We start from the raw sequence: 24,794 nt of genomic DNA on the forward strand, positions 1-24,794 counted from the left end.
ATGTGAAAAAAGAATGAAGATAGACGATATTGATGCCTTCGTGGCCGTCATCCGCAGTCAGTCCATCAGCCAGGCCGCCGAAACCCTACAACTTACCCAGCCGGCAATAACCCGGCGCGTGCAGAACTTCGAAGACGACTTGGGCGCCAATTTGCTCGACCGCAACACCAAGCCACTGAAACCGACCTCGTTGGGCATGCGCGTGTATGAGCAGTGCTTGAACGTGCAACGGGAAATGGGCGCCCTGCGCGAGCTGGTACTGAGCGACGCGGCACCCACCGGCACCTTGCGCCTGGGCGTGCCGCAAACCATCGGCGACGTGGTGTTGCTCGATGCGTTAAGCCAACTGAAAACCCTGTACCCCGACCTGCAAGCGCAGGTGTCCACCGGCTGGGGCAGCCATCTGCTGGGCAAGATTGAAAATGGCGAACTCGACGCCGTGGCGGCATTGTTTCCTGCCGGCAAAGTGTTCCCGGAAGGGATGGTCGGCCGATCGCTGGCGCGCATGAACCTGGTGGTGGTCGCCGCCAAAGGCGACGTGCGCAAACGCAGCTACAAACTCGCTGACTGCTACCAGCGCGGCTGGGTGCTTAACCCTGACGGCTGCGGCTTTCGCGCCGGCCTGCAACGGGCGCTGAGCGCGGAGGGGTTGTCACTGAAAGTGAACCTGGAAACCTTCGGCACGGAACTGCAACTGGGCTTGATCGCCAACGGCCTCGGCTACGGCCTGGTGCCGATGCCGCTATTGGAAAACAGCAGCCATCGGCAACGCCTGGAAATTGTGCCCGTGAGCGATTTCAAGCCGGTGATCGACCTGTGGCTGGTGCACCCGCGGTTTCTCGGGAATTTGCAGGGGCCGGTGGGGGAGTTTGGGGAGATGGTGGCTAAGCGGGTGGGGGCGTAGGGCGGGCAAGTCGAGCCTTTAACCTGAGCGGGTAGTTTTAGGTGGCGAAACCTGATGGAGTCATGCCGATGCACCCATAAGCTCTGCGCCACGTTGCATGGGCAGAGCATTACGGTTCGTACTCCAAGCAAGCGTTACAGGGCACTGTCCCAAATAACGGTGACATTTCCGCGGTAACGGCCACCACCGTTATTAATCATTTGTTCCACGCCTTGTTTGTCAACTTCAAAATGCAAAGCAGCACGCTGGTTATCCACATAGCGGCTGGGCTGGAAAACGCTTTCTGTCTTATTGCTCAGCAGGTAGCGATTAACGGGGTTTTTACTGTCGTCTTGTATGCCTGCAGGCAAAGTGGTGAGCGTTTGCACAGCCACTTGCTTGTCACCCGCGTCGTTTTGCAAACCACAGTCGTTGCCCATGGTGTATTGACACTGTAGCTGCATTTTGAATCGTGTTGATGAAGATAGTTGGAAGGGCAGGTTGGCAAATAACTTTTGCGGACGAAAATTGTCACCGTTGATTAACCATTGCTGCCAGCCGCCTTGCGGTGAAAGCGATTGGATTGTTGAGTTGATAGGGAGATCGACGCGCAGTGAGTGTTGCACGGTGAGTGTGAAGTTAAGCGTCACCACGGAGACGCTTGATGATTTATCACTAACCTTTATATCGCCATTCGGGCCGATGCTATAACTAATGCTGCCTTCATACGTGCCCATGCTCATCTTTAAAGGATTTGGAGTTTGCAGTTCGTACATAAAGTCGATGTTTTCAAAATATACCGTCCCCACATCGACTATCGAATTTTTTGCGCACTCGTTCTCGCTGTGGAACATCCAAAAAAAATAATACACGCCGGGCGAATAACCGGGGAGTGGAATCGCCGTACAGCCGGCAGGAGCATTATCCCACTTACCGCCTTCCCAAAGTAATGAATGGTCGCCTTTTGTAAAGTCAATAGCTGCAGTATTTAGAATATAGGTGGCGGCCAAGGCTGTTATTCGAATTTTCACGATTTGTTTTGAACCATCGGTATGCGTCACCTCCAACTCTTTCCAAGCGTACGGGGCACGCAGACCAATTGATTTATTTACAGCCAGTGTTGTGCGCTCGGTTGATATTCTTGGTATGCGAATACTGTAACTGCCGTTGGGACATTTAGCAGGGTAGTTTTTACACAGGCCTGTGTTGGGCGTGGTGTTTACGAACGTGTTGACATTTGGATTGCTGCTATCCGGATCAAACTGCGCAGTGACGTTGACCACTGCTGCTGTTGCAGGCGTTGCTGCGAAGATGAGTAACGATAAGCCAGCGGCTTTGAATGCGCAGCTGCTTAAAGCGTGAAACTGGGTGAGCCAAGAGGGTGAACTCATTTGCCCACCTCGACTCGTTTGGATTTTTCGCCTTCCTCTAATTTAAAGCTATATGAACGGCCTGGATCTTTAACAAAACTAAAGTTTTTGCCCGGGCGAACATGATGCTTTTGCTCTGCAAGGCAATCAGCTGGGGTTTTCGCGGAGCAGTCTTTAAACTCACTGAGCACCACAGTGCTATTGCCCTCGTTATTCACCACATACTCGCTGGCGCCGTTCTGCAGTTTCGTATCGAAACGCGTGCTTTCAGGGCGCACAAAAAATATAGTGCCATAACCGGCCAAAATATTTATCCCTGCGGACATTGATTCCTTATATTCGCTGCGCTCTGCATCCGACACTTCGAAATTATCTTCTCGCTCGGGCATTACCGGAACGAAACGAACGCGGTAATACCGTTCCACATCACGACTGCCGCGGTACAGCAAACGAGTAGCTTGCATGCCCTTGGGAGGCACAATCAAGCGAGCTGGACTGGCGATCAGGCCGGTTCGCGCTCTGCTGTCTTGATCGATAGTGTCAAGCGAGGTTTCTATCGTTTTATCGTCGGCGTCGAAGCTGATTTCAAATAAGTTTATACGAACGAATGCAGTGGATTCGCCCCCGTTGAATACTCGCTTTAGATAAGTGCTTTTTTCACCTTCCAAATAATCGTAAACAGTTCCAACGTTAATCATCGGGCCGCCTTGAGCGGCCGCGGTTATGCACAGTGCGAGTGCGGGAATTAACTTTTTCATTGGTGATAACCTCTTTAGCGCGCCGCGTCGCGACGTGTTGTCTGTGGAGTCGGGAACTAATCGCTTGAATGATTCTTTGAAGGCGCTTCCGTGTGGCCGCCTTGTATGCATGGCAAGTCGCCAGTCATCAGCACATCGCCTTCACGTGAAAGGGTCTGCGGGTCGAGAACCAGATGGCAGAGAACGGTGTCGCCTCGTATAACCTCCATGGTGGGTGTCTTGGCACTTAGCTCCATGGAGAAAAATCCGTCGGCCTCAGTCACACCGCGACTCGCGTGGTTTACAACATGAACCCCTTTGAGAGGGCGTCCTTTTTCATCGACCAAGCGGCCAAACACGGTGAGCGTCTTCATAAGGCGAACCTGTTGGTACGCCACGCCGCCTCTGTTGAGGTGATAGCTGGCGCGCGCCGGCTGGATAGTGGCTGCGGGGGCGTTAACATCCTGAAAGTCGAACTGCACCGTGCCGCGTTGGTAAGCGCTGACGGGTACGATATTTCGACCCGGTCGTAACACTGCGCCATGGCCGCTCAGGTCATCAGCACGGAGTTCGATGTCGTCGATATCGGACTCCAAGTCGACGATCATGCCGGCTTCGCTACTCAGAAAATCGCCGCTCATGGCAACCTTGCGGGCGCCAACCGCAAGGGTGCTGTCCATGTTGAGGTTGCCGGACAGTTTTCCGTTGTAAGAAGAGCGTTGGACCATTACATCGCCACGGGTCAGCGCAGTTTCGAACTGGGCCGAGCCGTTTACGCCTACTCCATAGGAGTCGGTGGTGACGGCAGCATTAACCTGGCGCACGGGTCCTGAATCGATATCTTGCTGATAGCCAACGCTGGCGTTGCGATCGCTTGTGCCATCACGGGAAGTGCTTGAGCCGATGTTTGCGGTGAGCCTTTTGCCAGGACCGCCAATGGCCAGGTTGAGGCTTAATTCAACCCCTCTGTTGCGGTCGTCTTCGTCGCGGCGTGTGCCGGGACGGTCAAATGCGGCGACACGCCAGTTAGCGTTGCTGCCAAATAGTTGGCTGGAACGTGACCAGCCTATGTCGATTCCAGTGCCCTTGGTCTGGCCTTGGCTGTGGGAGATTCGGGCGTTCACACTGTTGTGTTGGCCCAGGCGGTGGTTGATGCCGAGCGAGGTAGTGCTGGCGTTGCCGTTATAGCTTTGACGTTGACGTACGCGGCTGCCGTCCGGCAGGGTTTCCCACGTATTGCGCGTGTCCAGCCAGGTGCGGTTGTGGCTGAGAACAATGTTGCCGTTGTCGTAACTGTGCATGGCCTGGAGGTCGGTTCCGGTGCCATGGTCCTGGGTTTGGTAAACGTTAGCGTACATGCTCGATCGGTCCCCTACGGTAAGATCCAGGGAGGCGCCAAATTGGTTTTGATCGTTGATCTGCCGGGCAGACACACCTGCCACCGCGTTAGGGTGAATCAGGTAGTTGGCAGAGATGCCGGCGGCCAGCGCACCGTGTGAGCGGCTTGGATCACTGCTCAGGGCGCTGCTGTCGCTGCCCACGAACGCGTTGTAGCGCCAGCGCTGATCGGGTTTGGTCCAGTTGCGCGGCTTGTAAACCAACTCCTCGGTGGTCGATGTCACGATGCCGTCTTCAACGATGCGAAGCTCGACGTCGTAAACCCCACCAGGTAACGGGCGGGTGTCCACCGTTTGTAAGCCGGCCTCTACCTGCTGGCTGTTAATCAGCGTGCCATTGCGATAAATCTCGACGGTTGCGTTGCGGTTAGCGGTGACATAAATGGGGTACATCGCCGGCCGCGGTCCGTCTTTTGTGAGGCTGTCCGAACTGCCAAGCATTACGCCCATTGCCGTATCCGGGTGATTGCCAAAGGTACGGATTTGACGGCTTAAGCCGCTGGAGTCTGGAGTGAAATAGCCGAGGCGCAGAAAATGGTCATTCCACTCTTTTTGCGTATGCAGCTCGGTGACCTGAAATTGCGTGTCTTGCTCTGGGTTGTCATTTCTGGACACCTGCCCACTATAGGTTTGGGTCCAGTTGCCTATGCTCGTCAGCCCTTGTAACGCGACGCGCCCGTAGGAGTCTTGCTGCTGTCCCCCAGCGAGGTTTACCTGATTACGTAGCATCAGACCGGTGCTGCCGTCCTCCGGTTGCTGAAGGTAGTCGCTTACCGCGGTATTGCGCTCGGCGCCATTGGTTAGCAGAGACAGCTCGGAGTTTTCCAGACTGTAATGCGCGGCAACCAGTCCGTTTGCGCAGTGCTCTTGGCAAGGGCCAAGGGCGATGCCCTGCTGGAGTACAGCCTGCCACTCGCTGACTTCAGCGCTGCTTATCTCGCTATCACGCGTATCGGTGAACTCCACCAGGGTGATTCGTTCGTCCTGAGACAGGGTGATCATGGCTTCGCCCAGTGTCTGGCGGTTCAGAACGACTTTCACGGCCAATGGCACGTCGAAAAAGTGCGCTTGAAACTCTTCAGGTAAGCCTTCCGCCTGCGTCATCAAACTTAGATGCGTCAATGGCGCCGCCAGAGTCGGGACGGATGTGCCGACGGATACTACGAAGGCGACAGCGGCGGCTAACTGAGTAAACCGAGACATGGGACACCAGATTTTGTGCGAAGCGATGCGTCCTGCTCGCGCATAGCGCCAGCGGGAGAAATTGATTGGTACTGGAGAAGAGAAGCGGCGCGCTTACCGCATTTGATGCGGCAAGCGCGCGGGCTTAATTACAGAACTGCGTCAAAGGCCAACTGAACGTTGCCGGTGTAGTCGCCTGGCGTGAAATCGCCACTGCGCACGGCGGAGATTTCAAGGTTGACGCTGGACGCTGTTGCGGCAGCGGCTTTGGTAACGACAGGAGCGTCGGTGGTGGTCAGTACTACGTTGTTGAACTTGACGGCCAACGGAATGCTGGCGGTGCCGCTGCTCAGCGCGGCTGGCGAAAGCAATTTGGCGTTAATGGCGCCGCCGGTGTGTTTAACGTCGAATTGTTTGGTCAGGCTGCCCAGATCACCGGTGTAAGGGTTGTACGAGAGCACTTGGGTTTGGGTGATCCACGAAGAGTCTTTTGGCAGAACATAGAAATCGCTGGATGGAACGCTAGCTTCGAGGGTAACGGTATGCGAAATGGGAGCGGCAACAGCTTGCAGGGAACCGACAGCTACGGCAGCGAACAGAACAGATTTCAGAAAGGTCATTTGAATTGAGTCCAATAGGGTTAGGTTAAGAAATGTCCTCCTCGGTACGGCGGTTTTGAGTTTCGCCAGTCACGTTGGAGTGGCGCTAATTTAGGCAACTGCCTGGCGGTGGGCTGTAGGGGTTATCCATTTCAGCGCGTGGGGCAGGTCTTAGGTTTGTAGGTCGAAGGAATCGGAATTTTCTTCGGCGATGGGGGCTATAGGTGGCGTTAGGATCGTGGAATCTACAATAACGCTAGACTAATCAGCTGCTTAATGGCTTGCCGACCTAAGCCGATCCACCTCTTGGAATCAGCGAAGACCCGCGTAATGAGCGCGATCCTAGGAGATACGCCACAGAATCATCGGACCTTGTCTGTCCGCTAGCTGGGGATAGAGGATTTAACCGGCTAACTCGCGTAAGTGATTTCTACGCGGAAAAAAGCCCCCGCCATTGCAGCGGGGACGTCGATATCTTCGTTACGCGGCTAGAGGCTGGCGACGCGCCAAACTACGCAAATAATCCGCAAACCCACCCACCATCCGCACTTCCAACCGCGCGCTGGTGGTCACTTGTGGCAGTGCCGACCAGGCGATGCTGGCGCCGGTTTGCTGGAAGCGCTCCACCAACGCCACGTCTTCATTGACTGCCAACGGCTCAAAGCCACCGGCGCGCGTATAGGCCAGCGCCGTAAACCCCATGTTCGCGCCATGGATATGCCGATGCCCGTCGCCGTCGTGGTAACGGTCGCGGTACCGCGCTTGGGCCTCGTCGGGGATGTCGCCCCAGTCGGCGATCCGAACGGTGCCGCACACCACATCCGTGCCCTGATGCAGTTGCGCCACCAGCCAGTCTTCGGCCACTTCGCTGTCGGCGTCGGTGCAGGCCAGCCAGCGGGCGCCTTGGTCGAGCATCAAGCGTATGCCTTGCAGGCGCGCTTCGCCGACGTTGCGGGCATCCACTGCCAGGGTCGCTACGTCGTATTGCAAAGCAATGTGCGCCGAGGCGTCGGTGCAGCTGTCGAGTACCACCAGAACGTGCACCGTTTCGCCGTGCAGGTCCGGGTGCGCGGCGGCGCGTTGCACGGCTTGCAGGCAATTGCCCAGCAGGCGCTCTTCGTTGTGTACCGGGATGATTACTCCAATCATGTCTCTCTCCTGATCAGGCCTTCTTGCTCAGCAACGGAGGCGGGGTTTTCGCTCCACACCTCCATCAAAAAATCCGTTTCCTGGTGCCAGACCAGGCGCGGCATGCGCAGCAGTTTGTGTAATTCGTGATGGACTTCATCGCCCGTGTGCGGGCAGCCGTCGATGGGGTGTCGCCAGTGGCAGGCGAGCAGCGTGCCGCCCGGTGCCAGGGCGTAGCGCATGGTGAAAATCAGTTGGGTGAGGTCGGTGCTGTCGAGGTAGTAACCGAGCTCGCTAAAAACGATCAGATCAAATTTGCCGGGCGGCCATTCTTTGGGCAACCGCCCTTGCCAGAACTGCACGTTGTGGCGCTGGCCAAGGCGAGCCTGGGCAATTTGCAGGGCGGTTGCCGAGGTGTCGCAGCACAGCAGTTGGCCGCTGCGGTTGGCCAGGCGGGCGCTGAGTTCGCCGTTGGCGCAGCCCAGTTCCAACACGCTGCGGTAATGGGGGTGCGGCAAGGCCGACAGGGCGAGGTTGCGTTTTCGCCGTTCGTACCAGCGTGTGCGCATGGCCCACGGGTCGGCGTCGGCACTGAAAAGGCCTTCGAAGTAGCTATCCGCCACGCTCATAACGCGCCCCTCAGACAAAGATCAACTCGAACGGCTGCTGCAAACGCTCAACAGCGCAGGCAGGCAATACGGGTGGCAAGTCAGCCTGCGGGTCGGCGTGAATCTGACTGGCGAAGGCTTGAATGGCGTGGCGTTTGCGCGCTTGCGTCCAGGTGTCGAGGTGCAGCTTGCGGGCGCGTTCCCAGGGAATGCGCGCGTCTTCGGGATGGGCCCAGTGCCAGGCCCAAATCGGAATCTCGTTCACCGGCACGCCAAGGGTTTCGCACGCCGCCAGGCAGGCAGCAGCGGTGGCTTCGTGGTCGCTGTGGCCGTCTTCGCGCCAGGTGGTAAACAGCACGTCGGTGGGCAGCAGGTAGCTGAGTAGAAACTGGGTGAGGTCTTGTTGGAACAGGTTCACTTGCGTGTCTGGCAACCCGGCATGCAGCCATTTGTATTGGCTTTGGTCCAGGCCGAGGCGACGCAGGGCCTGCGCACTTTCCAGCGGACGGGCGATGCTCAGTCGCTGCGGTGTCCAGTAGTGCGAGCCCAGGTTGCTCGCGGTGCCAGCGGTAACGGAAACCAGCAGCACCGGAATATGCCGCGCGGCCAGCAGCTGCAACAGGCCGCCGCAGCCCAGCACTTCGTCGTCCGGGTGGGGCGCCACAATAACGGCGCGCGACCCGGCGGGCATCAGTTCGTCGATGCTGACAGGCGCGACATCCGCAAGGCGCCGGGACTGGTTCCAGGCGTGTAAGGGCGTACCGATAAGCTGGCTATTGATCAGGTTGGGCTTCATATCATCCAGCTTCCTTCTGGTTCATCTGCAACCCGCTCACCCTGAGCGGCGAGGTCGCGTTCTGCATGGCTTTGTCTTAGATAGACAGGCAGGTCTGCCAGCAGTTGGGCAAATTTTTCATCCAAACAATAAGGCGCCGCGCCGAGTGCCCGGCCGACGTGTTCAAGCGCCTGGTTGGCGGCGAATTCGCACAGGCTGCGCAAGCGCCGCGCCAGGTGTTCGGCGCTGGCATACGGGTTAGCGTCAACCCACTTCGCGCCGGCCCGCAGGCTGTCGGCGGCGGCGCTCAGGGCGGTGTCCAAGGCGCCCAAGTGAGCCAGCGCATGGGGTTCGGGGTGAGCGCGGCAATGGGCGCGTAAGGCTTCACCCACAGCCTGCGCCGCGCCAAACCAGCAGGCGGCAATGCCCGCGCCGCCTTGCCAGAAACCCGGGCGCTGCAAATAAGCGCCCGGTGGGCCGATGCAGTGCCCGCGCGCTTGCTCCAAGTTCACCGCCACGCTGGCGGTGGCCGCCATGCCGACGGCGTGCCAACCCTCGTCCAGCACCGTGACGCCTGGCTGTTGCAGGGAAACGGCGACTAGCTGCTGTTGGCCTTCTTCGTCCCAGCACGTGAGCAACGCGTGGCTAATTTGCCTGGCGCCAGAGCACCAGGCTTTGCGCCCGTCCAGGCGAACATCCTGGGCTGAGGTGCGCGAGTTGATATGCACTTTGGCGTGCGGTGGTTCAGCGGCCCACATGCCCCACGTGCTGTCGGCGGGCATGGCGTACCGGGCGGCTTCGTCCACGCAGTCGACCTCGGCCAGAATAGCCAAGGCGTCGGTGTGTCCTTCGTAGAGTTTGCACAGGCTAAGATCAGTCGCCGCGACGCTGGCCAAACCGCGCCAGCGGTGCAACGTGGCACCGCTGGCGGGATAGGGAAGACGGTCGAGGCCTTCGTTCACCAGCTGTTTGAGGACCTTGCCCGGTTGGCGAACCGGGCAGGTGAGGGCGGCGAGAAACGCCTGCAGGTCGGCGTCGCTGTAATGACGTTCCATGCGGCGGGTCTCCCTCGAGCGCCAGCGTTACGCGTTGGCGTCGCGCTGCAGTTCGAACAACAACAGTGAACGGCTGGTGACGGTGAACTCGTCGCCAAACTCGAACATTTCATTGCTATGGTCTTCGGGGCGGTTGCTGTCCAGCAGGCATTTCCAGCTCGCGCCCTGGGCCACTTCGGGCAGGGTGAAGTTGACCACGTCATGGTGCGAGTTAAGCACCAACAGCAAGGTGGCGTCGGCGCCTTTACGGCGAATGCCGGTGGGTTGCGCGCGTCCATCCATCAACATGCCCAGGCAGCGGGCATGCGGATCTTGCCACTGCTCCTCGGTCATCTCGTTGCCGCACGGCGACAGCCAGGTGACGTCCTTGACCCCGAGTTCCTCGTTGTACTGGCCAACCAGGAAGCGGCCACGACGCAGGATTGGGAAGGCTTTGCGCAGGCTGATGACCCGACGTGTGAACTCCATCAGGCTGCGGCCTTCGTCGTCCAGCTCCCAATCCACCCAGCCGATTTCGTTGTCTTGGCAATACACGTTGTTGTTGCCGCCCTGGGTGCGGCTGAACTCATCGCCGGCCACCAGCATCGGTGTGCCTTGGGACAGCAGCAACGTCGCCAACATGTTGCGCATCTGGCGCAGGCGCAGGGTACGGATTTGCGGGTCGTCGGTCGGGCCTTCGGCGCCGTGGTTCCAGGAGATGTTGTTGTCGCTGCCGTCGCGGTTGTCTTCACCGTTGGCGTCGTTGTGTTTGTGGTCGTAAGACACCACGTCGCGCAGGGTAAAGCCGTCGTGGGCGGTGATGAAATTCACCGAGGCGAACGGGCGGCGGCCGCGTTGGTTGAACAAGTCGCCGGACGCTGTCAGGCGGCTTGCCAGTTCGGCGACTTGGCCCTCGTCGCCGCGCCAGAACGCGCGCACGTTGTCACGGAAGCGGTCGTTCCACTCGGCCCAGCCCGGCGGGAAGCCGCCGACCTGATAGCCACCGGGGCCGCAGTCCCACGGCTCGGCGATGAGTTTGGTTTTGCTCAGCACCGGGTCTTGGCGACAGGCAACCAGGAAGCTGTGGCGCTCGTCGAAGCCATCGGCGTAGCGGCCGAGAATGGTCGCCAGGTCGAAGCGGAAGCCGTCTACGCGCATTTCCGTGGCCCAGTAGCGCAGCGAGTCGGTGACCATTTGCAGCACGCACGGATGGCTCAGGTCCAGCGTGTTGCCGGTGCCGGAGTCGTTGATGTAGTGGCGTTTATCGCTGGGCAGCAGGCGGTAGTAACTGGCGTTGTCGATGCCGCGCATGCTCAGGGTCGGGCCCATCTCGTTGCCCTCGGCGGTGTGGTTGTAAACCACGTCGAGCAGCACTTCCAAACCCGCGTCGTGCAGGTGGGCAACCATCTCTTTGAATTCGTTGATATGCCCGCTCGCCGAGTAGCCGGCATGGGGCGCAAAGAAGGCGATGGTGTTGTAGCCCCAGTAGTTATTCATGCCTTTTTCGAGCAGGTGTTTGTCGTCGACAAAGCCATGCACGGGCAGCAGCTCAATGGTGGAAACGCCGAGCTTTTTAATGTGCTGCAGCAGGTCCGGGTTCATCAGCCCGGCGTAAGTGCCACGCAGGTTTTCGGCCACGGCGGGGTGACGCATGCTGGTGCCACGCACGTGGGCTTCGTAAATGATGGTGCTGTCCCACGGCACGCGCACATGGGGACGCTCGCCCCAGGTGAACGCCGGGTCGATGACTTTGCTTTTCGGCACGAATTTGGCGCTGTCGCGCTTATCGAAACTGAGGTCGGCGTCTTTGTGGCCGATGGTGTAGCCGAACAGCGCTTCAGACCATTTCAGCTTGCCGACCAACTGTTTGGCGTAGGGGTCAATCAACAGCTTGTTGGGGTTGAAACGGTGCCCGGCCGAAGGCTCGTACGGGCCGTATACGCGGTACCCGTAAATTTGCCCGGGGTGCGCGTCGGGCAGGTAGCCGTGCCAGATTTCGTCGGTGTATTCAGGCAGCACGATGCGTTCGAGTTCGGTTTCACCGGTGCTGTCGAACAGGCACAGCTCCACCTTTGTGGCATGGGCGGAGAACAGCGCAAAGTTGACGCCGAGGCCATCCCAGGTTGCGCCCAGGGGGAACGGATGGCCTTCAGAAATGCGCGATTGCCGCACGACTTGCGGCGCCCCAGTGGGCGATTTATGCGGCTTGGTCATTGGTGACGATTCCTTCGATTCAACATTGAATTCCGATAACGATCACTTCACGCCGACAAGCCTGTGATTCAGGCCTTAGGCGGTTTGGCGGCCGGTTTTTTTGCAGCGGCTGGTTTGCTGGCAGCCGGCTTAGCAGGCTTGCTGTCAGTAGATTTGGCTGGCGCAGCGGCTTTCGGTTCAGGTGTTTTTTCTGCGCTTTTTTTGGCGGCAGGTTTTGCCGGCTTGGCTTCCAGCAACGCTGGTTTTTCAGCCTTGGCGGCCGGCTTTTTCGCCGCCGGAATAGCCGGGTTCGGCGCTGGCAGGGTTTTGCCTTTTACGCTTTTGTTGGCGGCCGGCACGCCCGCTTCCGAGGCCGCCAGCTTCAGCGCCATTTGCCAATGGCGCTCGGCTTGGCCTTCGGGTTTGCCTTCCGATTCCCAGATTTGGAATGCGAATTCACTAACGCGTTTTTCGTCGATGCTCATGGCCGAGGCTCCTGAAAGGGGTGAAGCAAAGTGACCGGGAAATCCCGCAGGAGGTGGGCGACGTCGAGGCGACCGTCCACCGGGGTGTGGCTGCTGGCAGTAAAAGCGCTGATCAGCGTGTGGTGGCTGAGTTCGGGTGGAAGCACCAGGTGCGTGTCGCCCCAGGCACTGTCAGAAATCAACGGCGTGGCGCCGTCGCCGAGCAGGTGCGCGGCCAGGCGCGGCACCAGCACGATCACGAACTGTTCGTCGTCGACATACCGGGCAAACGCCAATACACGCTCGGCCTGGCTGCCGCTGACTGTCAGCGGCCGGTAGCTGCCGGCAGCAAAAACGTGTGGATGGGCAGCGCGCAGGTTCAACGTGTGGCGAATCAGGCTCTGTTTTAGCGCCCCCGTCGCCCAGTTTGAAAGTTGCTCGCTGACCGCTTTCGGTTGACGAAGCGCCGCCTCGCGCGCGGCGAAGTCCACCGGGCGGCGGTTGTCCGGGTCTACCAGGCTGAAGTCCCAGAATTCGGCGCCTTGGTAAAGGTCGGGCACGCCGGGCGTGGTCATGCGCAGCAGCGTTTGTACCAGGCCATTCAGGGCGCCAGCGGGTGCCAGGGAGGCGGCTGCGTTGGCGATCTCTTTGCGCAGCTCCAGGGCTTCGGGGCTTTGCAGCAGTTGCTGCAAGAAGCTGCGGCACGCGCCTTCATAGGCTTCGTTGTTGGCGCTCCAACTGCTGCGCAACTTGGCTTCGCGCAGGGCTTTTTCCTGCCAGCCAACCAGGCGCTGGAAGTAGGCGTCCAGGCCGGTTTGGTCGTCACCGGCCAGGCCCAGAGGCCAACTGCCGAGCAGGGTTTGGTAGAGCATCATTTCGTCGCCGGCACTCGGCGCCATGCCGTCGGTGAGTTCTTGGCGCAGCGGCGCCGCCATCGGCCACCAGCGGTCGATGTGCTCCACCAGCCAGGTTGAGCGCTCACTGATGGCCGCCAAGCGCGCGCGGGTGTCTTCGCCACGTTTGTGGTCGTGGGTGGCGGTGGTCAGCAGGTTGTTGGGCAGGTGCTCGGCGCGGCGTTGCCAGCTGGCTTCGATCTCGGCCACCGGCGCGCTGAAGTGCTGCGGGTCGAAGCCCACATCGTTGCGCGACAGCAACACGGCGCTGCGGTAGCAGGCGGTGTCTTCCACGGCTTTGGCGGCAGCGGGCGAGGTGAGTTGTTGAAAGCGCGTGAGCATTTTCTGCCGCTGCCGGCGCGCCGGGCCTGGGGGCAACTGGCGCAGTGCTTCGCCACCCAGCCAGCGGTCGAGGTAGTCGAGAATCGGCCAGTCGGCTTCGCTGAGGTTGTTGCGCGCGGCTTCCAGGGCTTGGGCGAAGAACAACTGATCCTGCTCGGAACGGCCATGCCCTCCGGCATAGGTGCGGTACACCGGGAAGTGCACGATCAACTCCAGCAGCGCGCGGCGGATAGAGCCGAGCGTTAGGTCGCGGGTATAAACGTCATCGCGCGCGACCAACAACAGGCCTTGCGCCAGCGCTTCAAGGTCGCCAGCCAGGGTGCCGTGGAGCACCAGGTTTCGCGCCTCGCGCACCTCGTCCATAAAGTTCGCGGTGCGGCCGCTGCGGGTTTCCCACAGGTCAGCCAATTGCAGTTGGCCGATGGGGTCGTGCTGCAGCAGCGACACCTCGTTCATAAATTCGTAGCCGGTGGTGCCATCCACCGCCCAGTTGGTGGGCAACTGCTCGCCGGCGCCGATGATTTTCTCCACGTAGATCGGGAACGGCAGCGCCTTGCCCTGGGCGTCGCGCAGCTCGCTCGGGCGTTTGCTCAGCAAGCCGTTCACCCGCCGGCGCAGCTTGCGGCAGTAGCTACCGGGGTTGGCCAGGCCATCGACGTGGTCAATGCGCAGCCCGTCCACCAAGCCGCGCTGAATCAGCTCGAAAATCTTCGCGTGGGTGGCTTCGAACACGCGGTTGCGTTCAACCCGCAGGCCGCCCAGTTCGTTGATGTCGAAGAAGCGCCGCCAATTGATGTCGTCGGCCGCTGTTCGCCAGCTAGCCAGGCGATAGTGCTGGCGCTCTAGCAGGCGGTGCAGGTTGTCGAAGGCGTATTGGTCGATGCTGTGGCTGTCGTCGATTTTGCCGCTCACCACCTCGAAGTGGCTGACGGCCTCGGCTAGCGCCAAGCCCACATCCGGCACCTGCACCGCCTCGGCAAGATCCGCGCGAATTTGTCGGGCGCTGTGCCAGGCCATGGGGTCGACGTCGAGGCTTTCGAAGCGGGCGGCGAGGGCTTGCAGGGTCGCGTCTTCGCTGGTCTTCAGCACGTCGGCGTAGGTGGGAGGGCAGAGCGGGAAGCGGTGTTCGTAGTGCTGGGCATACAAGCTGCCGGTTTCGGCTTCGAACTTCAGTTCGATTTCCCCGGCGCCGAGCACTTCGCCGTAATCGGTGCGCAGGAAGGGCACCAGCAATTGGCCGACCATCAGCGGGTCATGGGAGCGCCACTGAATGTCGAAGAAATTCGCGTAGGGGCTGGTCGGGCCCCATTCGAGTACGTCGAGCCACCACGGGTTGGCGTCGCCGCCCACGGCCATGTGGTTGGACACGATGTCCAGCAGCAGGCCCATGCCATGGGCACGCAGCTGCGCCACCAGGCGCAGCAGCGCTTCTTCTCCGCCTAATTCCGGATTGATACGGGTCGGGTCGACCACGTCGTAGCCGTGGGTGGAGCCGGGCCGCGCGGTGAGAATGGGCGAGGCGTAGAGGTGGCTGATGCCCAGGTCGGCGAAATAGCGAACCAGCGGCACGGCGTCGTCGAGGGTGAAGTCTTTATGAAATTGCAGACGGACTGTGGCCGTCAGTGGACGTAGTGGCTTAGTCATTGCGGTGTCTCGATGGCGCTAGGTGGTCACGGGCGCGGCGCGCTTGGTCGAGGCGTTCCAGACGTTGGCTCGGTTCGAGGCGGTCGAGCATGTCGGCGGCGTTCATGCTCCAGCGGCGCCGCCAATTGGGGTGCGTATCGCCGGGGCCGGGCAGGTTGGGTTGCTCGAATTCGCCCATGGCGTCTTCCAGCGGCAGCAGCACCAACGGCGCCGGCGTGCTGCCCAGAAACGAGACGCTGGCGTCCAGTTGCTCGGTAATGCTGTTGTCGCGAATCGGCAGCAGTGCGCAGTCCTGAAACGCTTTGTGCAGGTTGTGCTTTTCCCAGTGGCGATGGCTGCGGTCGTCGACGCTCTGTTCAGGCGTCGATTGACCAGCCATCTCCCGCCATTCGATATCACGGCCTTGCATCCAGCCGTGCAGGGTGGGCAGGTCGTGGGTGGTGGTGGTCGCCAAAGCATCGTCCGGCCACTGCGGTGCGGGAATAAAAGCACCGTCCTTTTGCTCGAACAGCAGCACGCGCATGCCGAGCAGGCGGCTTCGCCCGAGTTCTTCACGCAGACCGTCGGGCACGGTGCCGAGGTCTTCGCCGATCACCAGCGCGCGATTGCGCCACGACTCCAGCGCCACCAGGCGCAGCAAATCTTTGAGCGGATAGTTCAGGTACGCGCCGGCTTGCGGCGGCGCGCCCTGCGGGATCACCCACAGGCGTTGCAAACCCATCACATGGTCGATGCGCACGCCGCCGACGTGGGCGAGGTTGGCCTGCAGCATTTCAATAAAGGCGCGGTAACCGTTGCGGCGCAGGCCGTCCGGCGAAAACGCAGAAATGCCCCAGCTCTGGCCCTGGCGGTTGAGGATGTCGGGCGGGGCGCCGACGGTGAGGCTTTGCAGCAGTTCGTCCTGACGCGACCAGGCCTGGCTGCCGGCGCCATCGGCACCCACGGCGAGGTCGGCAATGAGGCCGATCTTCATGCCAGCATTCAACGCAGCGGCCTGAGCGCGGCCCATGCTGCGCGCCATCAGCCATTGGCAGAAGGCGTGGAAGCCCACTTCCTGGGCGTGGTCGGCGGCGAACAGGTCGACGTTGGCGTGGTGCGGGTCGCGGTAGTGTTCCGGCCACGTGCGCCAGTCGCCGGACATGTCGTGGCGCACCATAAAACCTTGCAAGGCTTCGAAGCGGCAGTGCTGCAACAGCGCATCGCCCCCGCAGAGCAGGAACTTGTCGAAGTCCGGCGTCAGGGCGTTGTGCTGGTCGCGGAAGGTTTGATAGAGCTGGCGCAACAGGCGCTGGCGGCTATCGGTCACGCCGGGCCAGTCGACGAGGTCGAGGCTTTCGAGCTGTTTGCGATTGTCATGCAGGCCACAGATTTGCAGCGCGTCGTTCACCGCCGCGTCACCGAGAATCATGTCCGGCGCGGCATGCAAAGCATTGAACAGCAAGCGGCTGGAGGGCGAGTACGGGCTGTACTGGCCCGGCCAGGCGCTGAACATTGCGTGCACAGGGCTGATGGCCAGCGCGTCGGCGCCATGGTGGGCAGCGCTGCGGGCCAGGTCGGCAAGCGCCTGCATATCGCCGAGCCCGCCGTCGTTGTTGCGCCGCAGCGAATACACCTGTGCGGTCAGGCCCCAAATGTGCCGGCGCTGGCCGTCGGTCAACTCCTCCACGCTCAGGCAGGCGGGCGGGGCAACGGCGACGGTGATCAGCCGCTCGCCGATTTGCAGGCGGTGATAACCGTAGTCGGCGATGGCCGGCAGGCAGCCGTGGCCATCGAGACGCCCGTCCACCCGGCGGCCGTTTTCCAAATGCAGGCTGAAGGGCGTGTTGGCGCCGAACTCGCTGGCCAGTGACAGCGGCTTGTGCATCTCGTGGGTCAGCAGCGGGTCGAGTTCGCGCCGTTGCTGTTGCTGTTCAAGGTGCGCAAGGCTGGCCGCGATTTGTTGCGGGCTTTGGGCCGCGTAACCCAGGGCTTCGACCAAGGCCCGCTGGGCGTCTGGGTCTACGCGTTGCGGCCGGCCGTTGGCGTCTACCCAGTCGACGCTCAGTCCTGCTGCGGTAGACAGGCTGGCCAGTTGCTCGTCGCTCATGCGCTTTCCTCTAATGATGCCAATGCGCTAAATGGGCCGCGCAAGCCTTGTTGCGCGGCGTGCAAGTCGATGCGGTTGCCGAAGATGACGCGTGCCGCCGGCCCCAGCGGCGGGGCGCTGACGGGCTGGCTGCTGAGGTTGAGGTCAATGCGCAGCTTGCTGCCGTCGCCCAGCGTCCAGTTGGCGCTCACGGCTTTGTCGCCGAGCACCTGCACATGGCCGGCGCGGCTGCCGGGAAGCAGCGGCACGATCAGCTGCTGACGCAGCTCCAACAACTTGCGGTAGTAAATGCGCCAGGCTTGGTGGCTGGGCTCGATGTCCGGCGCGTAGTCGGGCAGCGAGGCGTTAAAAGTGCCGAGTTTGTTCGGGTCGGGAATGCTGTCGCGAATGGCAGCGTCCTGGAAAACGGCGAAGTCTTTAAACTCGTTGCGGCGGCCATCGCGCACGGCGATGGCCAACTCGTCATGGTGGTCGGTAAAAAACAGAAACGACTGCCGCGAGCCCCATTCTTCGCCCATGAACAGCAGCGGAATCATCGGCGATAGCAGCAACAGGACCGTGGCGGCCTTCAAGGCGTCCGGGTCGCAGAGGGTGCTTAGCCGGTCGCCAAAGGCGCGGTTGCCCACTTGGTCGTGGTTCTGCAAAAACAGCACGAAGGCGGTGGGCGGCAGGTGGCCGCTGGGCTCGCCACGGGTGTGCCCGTGACGATTTTCCTGGCCCTGATAGACGAAGCCTTCTTGCAGGCAGCGGGCGAGTTTCTCGGTCGGCTGCTGGCAATAATCTTGGTAGTAGCCCTCGTGCTCGTCGGTGAGCAGCACGTGCAAGGTGTTATGGCCGTCGTCGTTCCATTGCGCATCAAAGCCGGCTTGCAGCAGCTCGGCGCTGTTGTGCTCGTTTTCCAGCACCAGGTGCAGGTGACGATCCAGCGGCACCGAGGCGCGCAGGCGCTGGGCCATTTCGATCAGAAAGTCTTTCTCGCTGATGGCATGCACGGCGTCGAAGCGCAGGCCGTCGACGCGGTAGTCGTGCACCCACATCAGCGCGTTTTCGATAAAAAAGTCACGGACCTGGGCGCGGCGGAAGTCGATAGACGGGCCCCAAGGCGTGGTGATGTCTTCGCGAAAGAAATCCTTGGCGTACAGGCCGAGGTAATTGCCGTCTGGCCCGAAGTGGTTGTAGACCACGTCGACAAACACCATTAGGCCCAGGCCATGGGCGGTGTCGATCAGATGGCGCAGCTCATCGGGGCTGCCATAGTTGTGCTGCGGCGCAAACGGCAGCACGCCGTCGTAACCCCAGTTACGTTCGCCGGGGAACTGGTTTATCGGCATCAGTTCGATGGCGGTGACGCCCAGTTCGCGTAAATCGGCAAGCCGCTGTTCAACACCGGCAAAACCGCCCAGCAACCCCACATGCACTTCGTACAACACCGTTTCGTGCCATGGCCGACCGCGCCAGTCGGCTTGTTGCCAGGCGTAAGCGCTGGGGTCGGTTACCAGGCTGAAGCCGTGCACGGTGTCTTGCTGGGCGCGAGAGGCGGGGTCGGGTACTTGTTGACCGCCGTCGATGCGGTAGGCGTACGCGCCTCCAATCGGGCAAGGCAGCTCGGCGCGAAACCAGCCCTCAGTCTCTTTCTGCAAGGGCTGTGCGCTGCCATCGGCAAACACCACGTCAACCGTGTTGGCTTGCGGTGCCCAGAGCGCGAAGCGGGTGAGTCCCTCCGCTACGGGGAGGGCGCCGTGTGCCGGCCGGGTGGTCGGCGCTGACATCACCATTGCCCTCGCGCTCGGGCGGCTTTTTGTTGCAGCAGGTCTTTGTACAGACGGTCGTAGGGTTCAACCGACTGCTTCCAGAACAGCGGCGAGGCCATGGCGCGGCAGCGCATGGCGTTCAGCAGCTCGGGGTATTGGAAAACCGTGAGGGCGCGCTGCACCGCGTCTTTGTAGCTCTCGGCGGTGGCGTCGCGGAACAGGAAACCGGTGACGCCATCTTCAATGGTATCGGCCAGGCCGCCGGTTTTGCGCGCGATCGGTAGTGAACCGAAGCGCTGGGCGTACATCTGGCTCAGGCCGCACGGCTCGAAGCGCGACGGCATGAGCAGGAAGTCACTGCCGGCAAACATGCGGCGGGCGTCGGTTTCGTTAAAGCCGACTTTCACACCAACGCGGCCGGGGTAGCGCTTGGCCATTTCGGTGAGAGCCTGTTCCAGCTCCGGCTCGCCGCGACCAATGACCGCCAGGCGACCGCCGCCTTGCACGATGGTGTCCACCACTTCCAGTGTTAGGTCGATGCCTTTTTGCTGCACCAAACGCGAGACCACGGCGAACAGCGGGCCGTTATCGGCATCTAGGCCAAACAGCTGCTCGACGTATTCGGCGTTTTGTTTCTTCCCACCGAGGTTGTGCATGCTGAAGTTGGCAACCAGGTGGGTGTCGGTGCGCGGGTCCCAGCTTTCGTCGATGCCATTGGTGATGCCGCTAAGGCTGCCTTCGTTGGTCTTCAGCTGGAGCATGCCTTGCATACCGCAGCCGAACGCCTCGGTGGTAATTTCCTGCGCATAGGTATGGCTGACGGTGGTGATGTGGTCGGCGTAGGTGATGCCGGCTTTAAGCAGCGACAGCTTGCCGTAAAACTCCATGCCTTCCGGGCCGCAGGCTTCCGGCGGCAAGGCGAGTTCTGGGCTGCAGTGCATGTCGATCATGCCTTGGTAGGCCAGGTTGTGAATGGTGAACACGCAAGGCGTGTCTTGCTCTTGCCACTTCATGTAGGCGGGCGTGAGGGCGGTCGGCCAGTCGTTCGCGTGCACCAGGTCCGGGCACCAGCTGATGCAGGCGGTGCCGGCGGCGATGTCGGCAGCGGCCATGCCCAGGCGGGCGAAGCGAATATGGTTGTCTGGCCAGTCGCGGCTGTTGACGTCGCCGTACGGCGTGCCTTCGCGCTCGTAGAGTTCGGGGCTGATCAGCACATAAACGATCAGGCCGTCGGGTAGGTCCATGCGGCCGATCTTGCATGAAGGCAGCGCGGCATGGCCTTTAACTTCGCCGATCATGCGCAGCGGGTGGCCGCTTTCCAGCACTTGCGGGTAGCCGGGAATCAGCACGCGGATGTCGTGTTGGCCGGAGAGGGCGCGGGGCAGGGCGGCAGACACATCGCCCAAACCGCCGACCTTGATCAGGTCAGCCAGCTCGGAGGTCACGAAGAGGATTTTTTTCTTATTGGGATACAGCGTTTTTGGCTTGGTGCTTTCAACCGGAGGTTGAGCCTTGGGGGCGACAATCGAAGCGAAATCGTCTAACCGTTCCATCGCTAGTGCAGTTCCCATGTGTTCCTCCCGTGGCGCCGGTCGTTCACGAGCCGGCGCTCATTTCGCTAAGTCGACCGCGCAAAAAAAGATTGTCAGTCGCGTAAAAAAACGCCCCGCATTGGCTACGCCAATACGAATTCGAATAAGTGTGTTGGAGTGGTTTGGCCCTGTCGGAACAGGTCTTGCCCCTACGTAAGTGCTGACTGGCCGGTCCGCGAAAAAGTTTCTACTTTTTTTCCCAGTCAACCGCTCGTCGGGCGCAGCGGCGGCAAGGCGCGCTGGCCGATTACACGGGGGGTTGGCGTTCCGGTTCGGCAATCGGCTCGTGCACGTGTGGATCCACCACGTGGTGGGTCGGACTGCTTTGAAACGCAGCGCGCAATTGCGGCAGGCAATTAGGGTGTTTGTGGCTGATGAAATTGATCAGGTTCTCGCGGATATAGCAGCGCAAATCCCAGCCGCTGGACGAGTCGCGCGAGCTCACCAAAACGCGCAGTTGTATGGCGCGGTCGGACGTGTCGACCACCTGCAGCACGCTGACACGGCCGTCCCACAACTGCGGAACTTGCTTAAGCAGGCGTTCGAGTTCTTTACGCAGCGGTTCCAATGGAATGGCGTAATCGACCCAGAACATAACGGCGCCTGTTAGCGAGGACGAGGAGCGGGTCCAGTTCTGGAACGGGTTCTCTATAAACCATTGCAGCGGCACGATGAGGCGGCGGTCATCCCAGATTCGCACCACCACGTAGGTGCCGGTGATCTCTTCGATGCGGCCCCACTCGTTTTCGACAATCACCACGTCGTCCAGGCGAATGGGTTGGGTCATGGCAATTTGCAGGCCCGCGATCAGGTTGCCCAGCACCGGCTTGGCCGCAAAGCCCACCGCCAGCCCGGCCACGCCGGCCGAAGCGAGCAGGCTGCCGCCAAATTGGCGGGCGCTGGGGAAGGTCATCAGCATGGCGGCCAGGCCGAACAGCAGAACGAAGAAACTCAGGGTGCGTACCAGCACGCGGGTTTGCGTTTGAATGCGACGGGCACGCAGGTTGTCGGCGATGTCCACCGGGTTGTGGATCAGGATCATTTCCTGCACCGCTGCCACCGCTCGCAGGCCCAGCCAAGTGAAGGCGCCAATGATGGCCAAGGTGGTGACGTGGCGCAGCGGGCCGATCAGGCGAAAGCTGTCGTCGGCTGCGGTCCACACGGTTTGCAGCCCGAGCAGGGGCAACAGCACGCAGACCGGGTCGCGTAGTTGCCTCACCAGTTCACGAGGGAACGCGAAGGGTTTGGCCAGGCGGGCAAGCACCCGGGTTACCAGCCGGGCGGCGAGCATTAGCGCCAAGACGGTGATGGCAGCGGCGAGCACTGTTTTCAATTCGGCGATGGGAAACTGGAGTTGCAAATCCTCAAGCATTAGAAGGGCCCTGTTGGCTAAGCGTGTTTTAGTGACCGGGGCAGGGCGAGGGGGTTCAGGCGGCTTGAGGATGCAATTTGCATGATGGCCAACCGGGTGCTTCGTGCAGATTGCCTGCGCAAGCGGTGGGCGCTGTTTTATAAGTCATTGAAATGCAAGCGTAAAAATAGTTTTTCGAGGTTGGCGTTCATCTTGCAATTTCACTCCTGAGAACACATTTTCTTCAGGAGCACGTCATGCAACCTCTTACCGATCTTTATGTATCTGCCTTCCCAAGCCATGACGTGTCGTTGCAACCACGCCCGGACGGCAGCTTTGTGCTGGCCTTAAAAAGCGCCAACAACGAAGCGCTGATCAAAGTGATCGCCGGTAAAACTGTCTACAGCCAGGCCGCAGCGAACGATGAAATTCTCAGCATCAAACGCGAAGTGCTGATCCGCGATAACGCGTTGAGCGGCACCAGCGCCCACTGCACCGCACATAAATTACCCACCTACAGCGGCCAGGAACTGAGCCTTCGCGCCATGCAGACCCTGTTCAACCGCCGTCGTATTTCTTTCTAAGCACTTTTTAACCCCGTGGTTTAACAAGCAGGAGGCGACCATGAACGCATCGACAAAAGTATTGGAAAGTTTCTTTAGCGACCGTCTGGCTGGCGAAGAGTTTGTGGTGCGCCTGCCCGAGCTGTACGCCCAAGTGCCAGACGAAACCCCGCCGGAAGTACCGGACGACGTGCCGCCAGAGCTGCCGCGTGGCGAGCCGGGCGAAAACCCCGAGCTGCCGCAACCGCAAGATGCGCGCTACGCCTGACAGTAAGAAAGCCGCAAAGAATGAACGCTTGTCATCGGAACCGGTCGGTTGTTTAGGTCGTGACGAACTGTCGTTACGGGCACCGAACGAAAACAAGGAGAAGGTTATGGTCGCTTTTGAAGCGTTGGCCCGCGAACTTGAGGCCCACCCGCAAAATGTTCATGGCTGGGAACGCGCAATGTGCATCACCAGCGGTGCCGCCATGGTTGGCACCGGCCTGCGCCGCGGTGGCGTGATAGGCAGTGTGCGCGCTGCCTTGGGCAGCATAATGTTGCTGCGCGGTCTGACCGGTCGTTGCCCGGCGAAGCGAGTGATCGTTGAGCGTCAGGATGAACTGCTGGCAATCAAGGCCAGGTTGCAGTCCGCCTCGGACCAACTGACTGCACTTCACGCAGCCAGCGCGAAAAAAACAAAATAATACCGAGCTGTCTAACCACTGCGCCGACGCCACCACTTATGGGGCGTCGGCGTTCTGCGTTATACCGCCGACAAACGCGCACATTGCCAGGCTCCCGCCCTGGCTTAAGGAATCTCTGCCATGTACTCCAAGTGTGTGGTTTCGCTGCTTCTGCTTATTGCTGTACTGCCCGCAAACGCTGATTGGCTGGAAATACCCGACGGCCGAAGGGTCAACGGCCAAGACACCATTGAAGTAATCAACCTGCTCGACGGCACCCTCAAATTCGCCCTCACCGCAGCCGGGCGCGACGACCTCACCTGCCGCATGCGCGGCGTCGCCAAAAAACAGAGCCCTGGGGTTTACAGCTACCAAGAGTCGACCAGCCAATGCGTGCTGCGAGTCTCTGCCCAAGCCGACCGTTTGGTTGCTGAAGACCTCGGCGACAACTGCCGCGCCGTCTACTGCCCACAGAAAGCCAGCATTGGTGTACGCAGCTTCAAACTGGGCGAGCAGATGCCATTGACGGAGCAGATTAGTGGGGCGTGGTAGGGCGCAACAAAGCCCAATTAAGCAGTTTGCCACCATGCGCCGTCATCGCGGCGAAAGCGGGCAGGTGGTCCTTGCGTAGAGAGCCGCGCTCGACCGTGATCGGTCGGGCGCTTTCATAAAAACGCGAAATGCTTCGCGCTGGCCTAGGCGCGAGCCGCCATTACTCCTTCTTTAGCAAGACCCTTCCCAAACCCAACTCCAATGAGCCCTGCAGGCAAGCCGCGCAGCGCTTGGCATGCTGGTTCGGCTGATAAATGGATTATCAGCTTTATCGTTAGGTAACACATAGGTTACTATTCGCATGCCAAGAGTCGTTGAGTATTTACGCAAGGATGAGTCCAGCCCCTATAAGCGATGGTTCGATTCGCTGTCTATTCAGGCAGCTACGAAGGTGTCTATTGCGCTGGTCCGGATGGAGTTGGGCAATACGTCAGCCATCAAGTGGTTCAGTGGTATTGGCGAGTATCGAATCGATTGGGGGCCGGGTTATCGCATTTACCTGGCAAAGGAACGCGACACGTTGATCGTCTTGTTCGGCGGCGGCACCAAAGCCACTCAGCCCGCCGACATCCACAAGGCACAAGCGTTGTTCGCAGAATACAAAGCACGTAAAGCCGAGCTGATTGCCAGCGGAGCCGGCATAGAGGAGACGCCATCATGGCGCTAACCCGCGATTTCAAACAAACCATCGTCGACCGCGTTGAACGCGAACCGGCGTTCGCCCAATCACTGCTTCATGAAGCCGCCACACTTTTCCTTAATGGCGAACCCGACGTAGCGCGTCTGGTGCTGCGCGATCTGGTGAACGCCACCATCGGCTTCGAACAGCTCGCGGTTGAAACGCAGAAGCCGAGCAAAAGCCTGCACCGCATGTTGTCGCCCACCGGCAATCCCAACATGGATAACCTGGCCGCCATCTTCAATGCGCTGAGAACCGCCTTGCGCTTGCAAATTGAAGTGCACACCGTGCCGGTGAGCTGAAGCG

Annotated in this window: 22 protein-coding genes; 7 read left to right on the forward strand and 15 right to left on the reverse strand. The window is 60.4% G+C overall.

All coding sequences use genetic code 11. From position 1 onward, the window contains the following. Nucleotides 1-13 precede the first annotated feature (13 nt). Nucleotides 14-904 (forward strand): LysR family transcriptional regulator, encoded by an 891-nt coding sequence (locus tag ACZZ0Q_RS10890; RefSeq protein ID WP_463538998.1) that lies wholly within the window; start codon nucleotides 14-16, stop codon nucleotides 902-904. A gap of 134 nt (nucleotides 905-1,038) precedes the next feature. On the opposite strand, the gene ACZZ0Q_RS10895 is transcribed toward ACZZ0Q_RS10890, so the two are convergent. The 15 genes from ACZZ0Q_RS10895 to ACZZ0Q_RS10965 form a co-directional block, all read right to left on the reverse strand. Further along, nucleotides 1,039-2,274 carry a hypothetical protein gene (locus ACZZ0Q_RS10895; RefSeq protein WP_463560564.1) on the reverse strand — a complete coding sequence of 412 codons (1,236 nt, stop codon included), beginning with the start codon at nucleotides 2,272-2,274 and terminating at the stop codon, nucleotides 1,039-1,041. Further along, on the reverse strand, nucleotides 2,271-3,011 hold the full coding sequence (locus tag ACZZ0Q_RS10900; protein ID WP_463538995.1) for a fimbrial biogenesis chaperone: 741 nt from the start codon (nucleotides 3,009-3,011) through the stop codon (nucleotides 2,271-2,273). Before ACZZ0Q_RS10900 ends, ACZZ0Q_RS10895 begins: the two co-directional genes overlap by 4 nt. Nucleotides 3,012-3,067: 56 nt before the next feature. Further along, on the reverse strand, nucleotides 3,068-5,590 hold the full coding sequence (locus ACZZ0Q_RS10905; protein ID WP_463538994.1) for a TcfC E-set like domain-containing protein: 2,523 nt from the start codon (nucleotides 5,588-5,590) through the stop codon (nucleotides 3,068-3,070). 128 nt (nucleotides 5,591-5,718) lie between these two features. Continuing rightward, on the reverse strand, nucleotides 5,719-6,189 hold the full coding sequence (locus tag ACZZ0Q_RS10910; protein ID WP_463538993.1) for a CS1 type fimbrial major subunit: 471 nt from the start codon (nucleotides 6,187-6,189) through the stop codon (nucleotides 5,719-5,721). A 459-nt stretch (nucleotides 6,190-6,648) separates the two neighbouring features. Continuing rightward, nucleotides 6,649-7,317 carry a glycosyltransferase family 2 protein gene (locus ACZZ0Q_RS10915; protein WP_463538992.1) on the reverse strand — a complete coding sequence of 223 codons (669 nt, stop codon included), beginning with the start codon at nucleotides 7,315-7,317 and terminating at the stop codon, nucleotides 6,649-6,651. Further along, entirely contained in the window at nucleotides 7,314-7,925 is a 612-nt protein-coding gene (locus ACZZ0Q_RS10920) for a class I SAM-dependent DNA methyltransferase (protein ID WP_463538991.1), read from the reverse strand. The genes ACZZ0Q_RS10915 and ACZZ0Q_RS10920 overlap by 4 nt, the downstream gene beginning before the upstream one ends. 10 nt (nucleotides 7,926-7,935) lie before the next feature. Next, on the reverse strand, nucleotides 7,936-8,700 hold the full coding sequence (locus ACZZ0Q_RS10925; protein ID WP_463538990.1) for a PIG-L deacetylase family protein: 765 nt from the start codon (nucleotides 8,698-8,700) through the stop codon (nucleotides 7,936-7,938). Beyond that, on the reverse strand, nucleotides 8,697-9,734 hold the full coding sequence (locus ACZZ0Q_RS10930) for an acyl-CoA dehydrogenase family protein (protein ID WP_463538989.1): 1,038 nt from the start codon (nucleotides 9,732-9,734) through the stop codon (nucleotides 8,697-8,699). The genes ACZZ0Q_RS10925 and ACZZ0Q_RS10930 overlap by 4 nt, the downstream gene beginning before the upstream one ends. 27 nt (nucleotides 9,735-9,761) lie before the next feature. Continuing rightward, entirely contained in the window at nucleotides 9,762-11,927 is a 2,166-nt protein-coding gene (gene glgX, locus ACZZ0Q_RS10935) for a glycogen debranching protein GlgX (protein WP_463538988.1), read from the reverse strand. A gap of 68 nt (nucleotides 11,928-11,995) precedes the next feature. Continuing rightward, nucleotides 11,996-12,391: a DUF2934 domain-containing protein gene (locus ACZZ0Q_RS10940; RefSeq protein WP_463560566.1), complete on the reverse strand. Its 396-nt coding sequence runs from the start codon at nucleotides 12,389-12,391 to the stop codon at nucleotides 11,996-11,998. Further along, nucleotides 12,388-15,249 (reverse strand): malto-oligosyltrehalose synthase, encoded by a 2,862-nt coding sequence (locus ACZZ0Q_RS10945; protein ID WP_463538987.1) that lies wholly within the window; start codon nucleotides 15,247-15,249, stop codon nucleotides 12,388-12,390. Before ACZZ0Q_RS10945 ends, ACZZ0Q_RS10940 begins: the two co-directional genes overlap by 4 nt. After that, nucleotides 15,242-17,335, reverse strand: a complete 2,094-nt coding sequence (gene malQ, locus ACZZ0Q_RS10950; RefSeq protein ID WP_463538986.1) for a 4-alpha-glucanotransferase — start codon at nucleotides 17,333-17,335, stop codon at nucleotides 15,242-15,244. Before malQ ends, ACZZ0Q_RS10945 begins: the two co-directional genes overlap by 8 nt. After that, nucleotides 17,332-19,104 (reverse strand): malto-oligosyltrehalose trehalohydrolase, encoded by a 1,773-nt coding sequence (gene treZ / locus ACZZ0Q_RS10955; RefSeq protein ID WP_463538985.1) that lies wholly within the window; start codon nucleotides 19,102-19,104, stop codon nucleotides 17,332-17,334. Before treZ ends, malQ begins: the two co-directional genes overlap by 4 nt. Next, nucleotides 19,104-20,639, reverse strand: coding sequence for a glycogen synthase GlgA (glgA, locus tag ACZZ0Q_RS10960; RefSeq protein ID WP_463542189.1), 1,536 nt, complete (start codon nucleotides 20,637-20,639; stop codon nucleotides 19,104-19,106). The genes treZ and glgA overlap by 1 nt, the downstream gene beginning before the upstream one ends. A gap of 286 nt (nucleotides 20,640-20,925) precedes the next feature. Then, on the reverse strand, nucleotides 20,926-22,050 hold the full coding sequence (locus tag ACZZ0Q_RS10965) for a mechanosensitive ion channel family protein (RefSeq protein ID WP_463560567.1): 1,125 nt from the start codon (nucleotides 22,048-22,050) through the stop codon (nucleotides 20,926-20,928). 236 nt (nucleotides 22,051-22,286) lie between these two features. Here ACZZ0Q_RS10965 and ACZZ0Q_RS10970 point away from each other — a divergent pair, with 236 nt between their 5' ends. The 6 genes from ACZZ0Q_RS10970 to ACZZ0Q_RS10995 all read left to right on the forward strand — a co-directional run bounded on the left by ACZZ0Q_RS10970 (nucleotide 22,287) and on the right by ACZZ0Q_RS10995 (nucleotide 24,790). Beyond that, nucleotides 22,287-22,613: a hypothetical protein gene (locus ACZZ0Q_RS10970; RefSeq protein WP_463538983.1), complete on the forward strand. Its 327-nt coding sequence runs from the start codon at nucleotides 22,287-22,289 to the stop codon at nucleotides 22,611-22,613. Nucleotides 22,614-22,653: 40 nt separating this feature from the next. Further along, nucleotides 22,654-22,860: a hypothetical protein gene (locus tag ACZZ0Q_RS10975; RefSeq protein WP_122495838.1), complete on the forward strand. Its 207-nt coding sequence runs from the start codon at nucleotides 22,654-22,656 to the stop codon at nucleotides 22,858-22,860. Then, nucleotides 22,844-23,278, forward strand: a complete 435-nt coding sequence (locus ACZZ0Q_RS10980) for a YgaP family membrane protein (RefSeq protein WP_463560569.1) — start codon at nucleotides 22,844-22,846, stop codon at nucleotides 23,276-23,278. The genes ACZZ0Q_RS10975 and ACZZ0Q_RS10980 overlap by 17 nt, the downstream gene beginning before the upstream one ends. A 120-nt stretch (nucleotides 23,279-23,398) precedes the next feature. Then, a complete protein-coding gene (locus ACZZ0Q_RS10985) occupies nucleotides 23,399-23,809 on the forward strand; it encodes a hypothetical protein (protein WP_463538981.1) in 411 nt (136 codons plus the stop codon). Nucleotides 23,810-24,110: 301 nt separating this feature from the next. Further along, nucleotides 24,111-24,476: a type II toxin-antitoxin system RelE/ParE family toxin gene (locus ACZZ0Q_RS10990; RefSeq protein ID WP_463538980.1), complete on the forward strand. Its 366-nt coding sequence runs from the start codon at nucleotides 24,111-24,113 to the stop codon at nucleotides 24,474-24,476. Beyond that, on the forward strand, nucleotides 24,467-24,790 hold the full coding sequence (locus ACZZ0Q_RS10995) for a helix-turn-helix domain-containing transcriptional regulator (protein ID WP_463538979.1): 324 nt from the start codon (nucleotides 24,467-24,469) through the stop codon (nucleotides 24,788-24,790). The genes ACZZ0Q_RS10990 and ACZZ0Q_RS10995 overlap by 10 nt, the downstream gene beginning before the upstream one ends. The last annotated feature ends 4 nt before the right edge of the window (nucleotides 24,791-24,794 follow it).

The organism is Pseudomonas sp. AC070 (genome assembly GCF_979258635.1).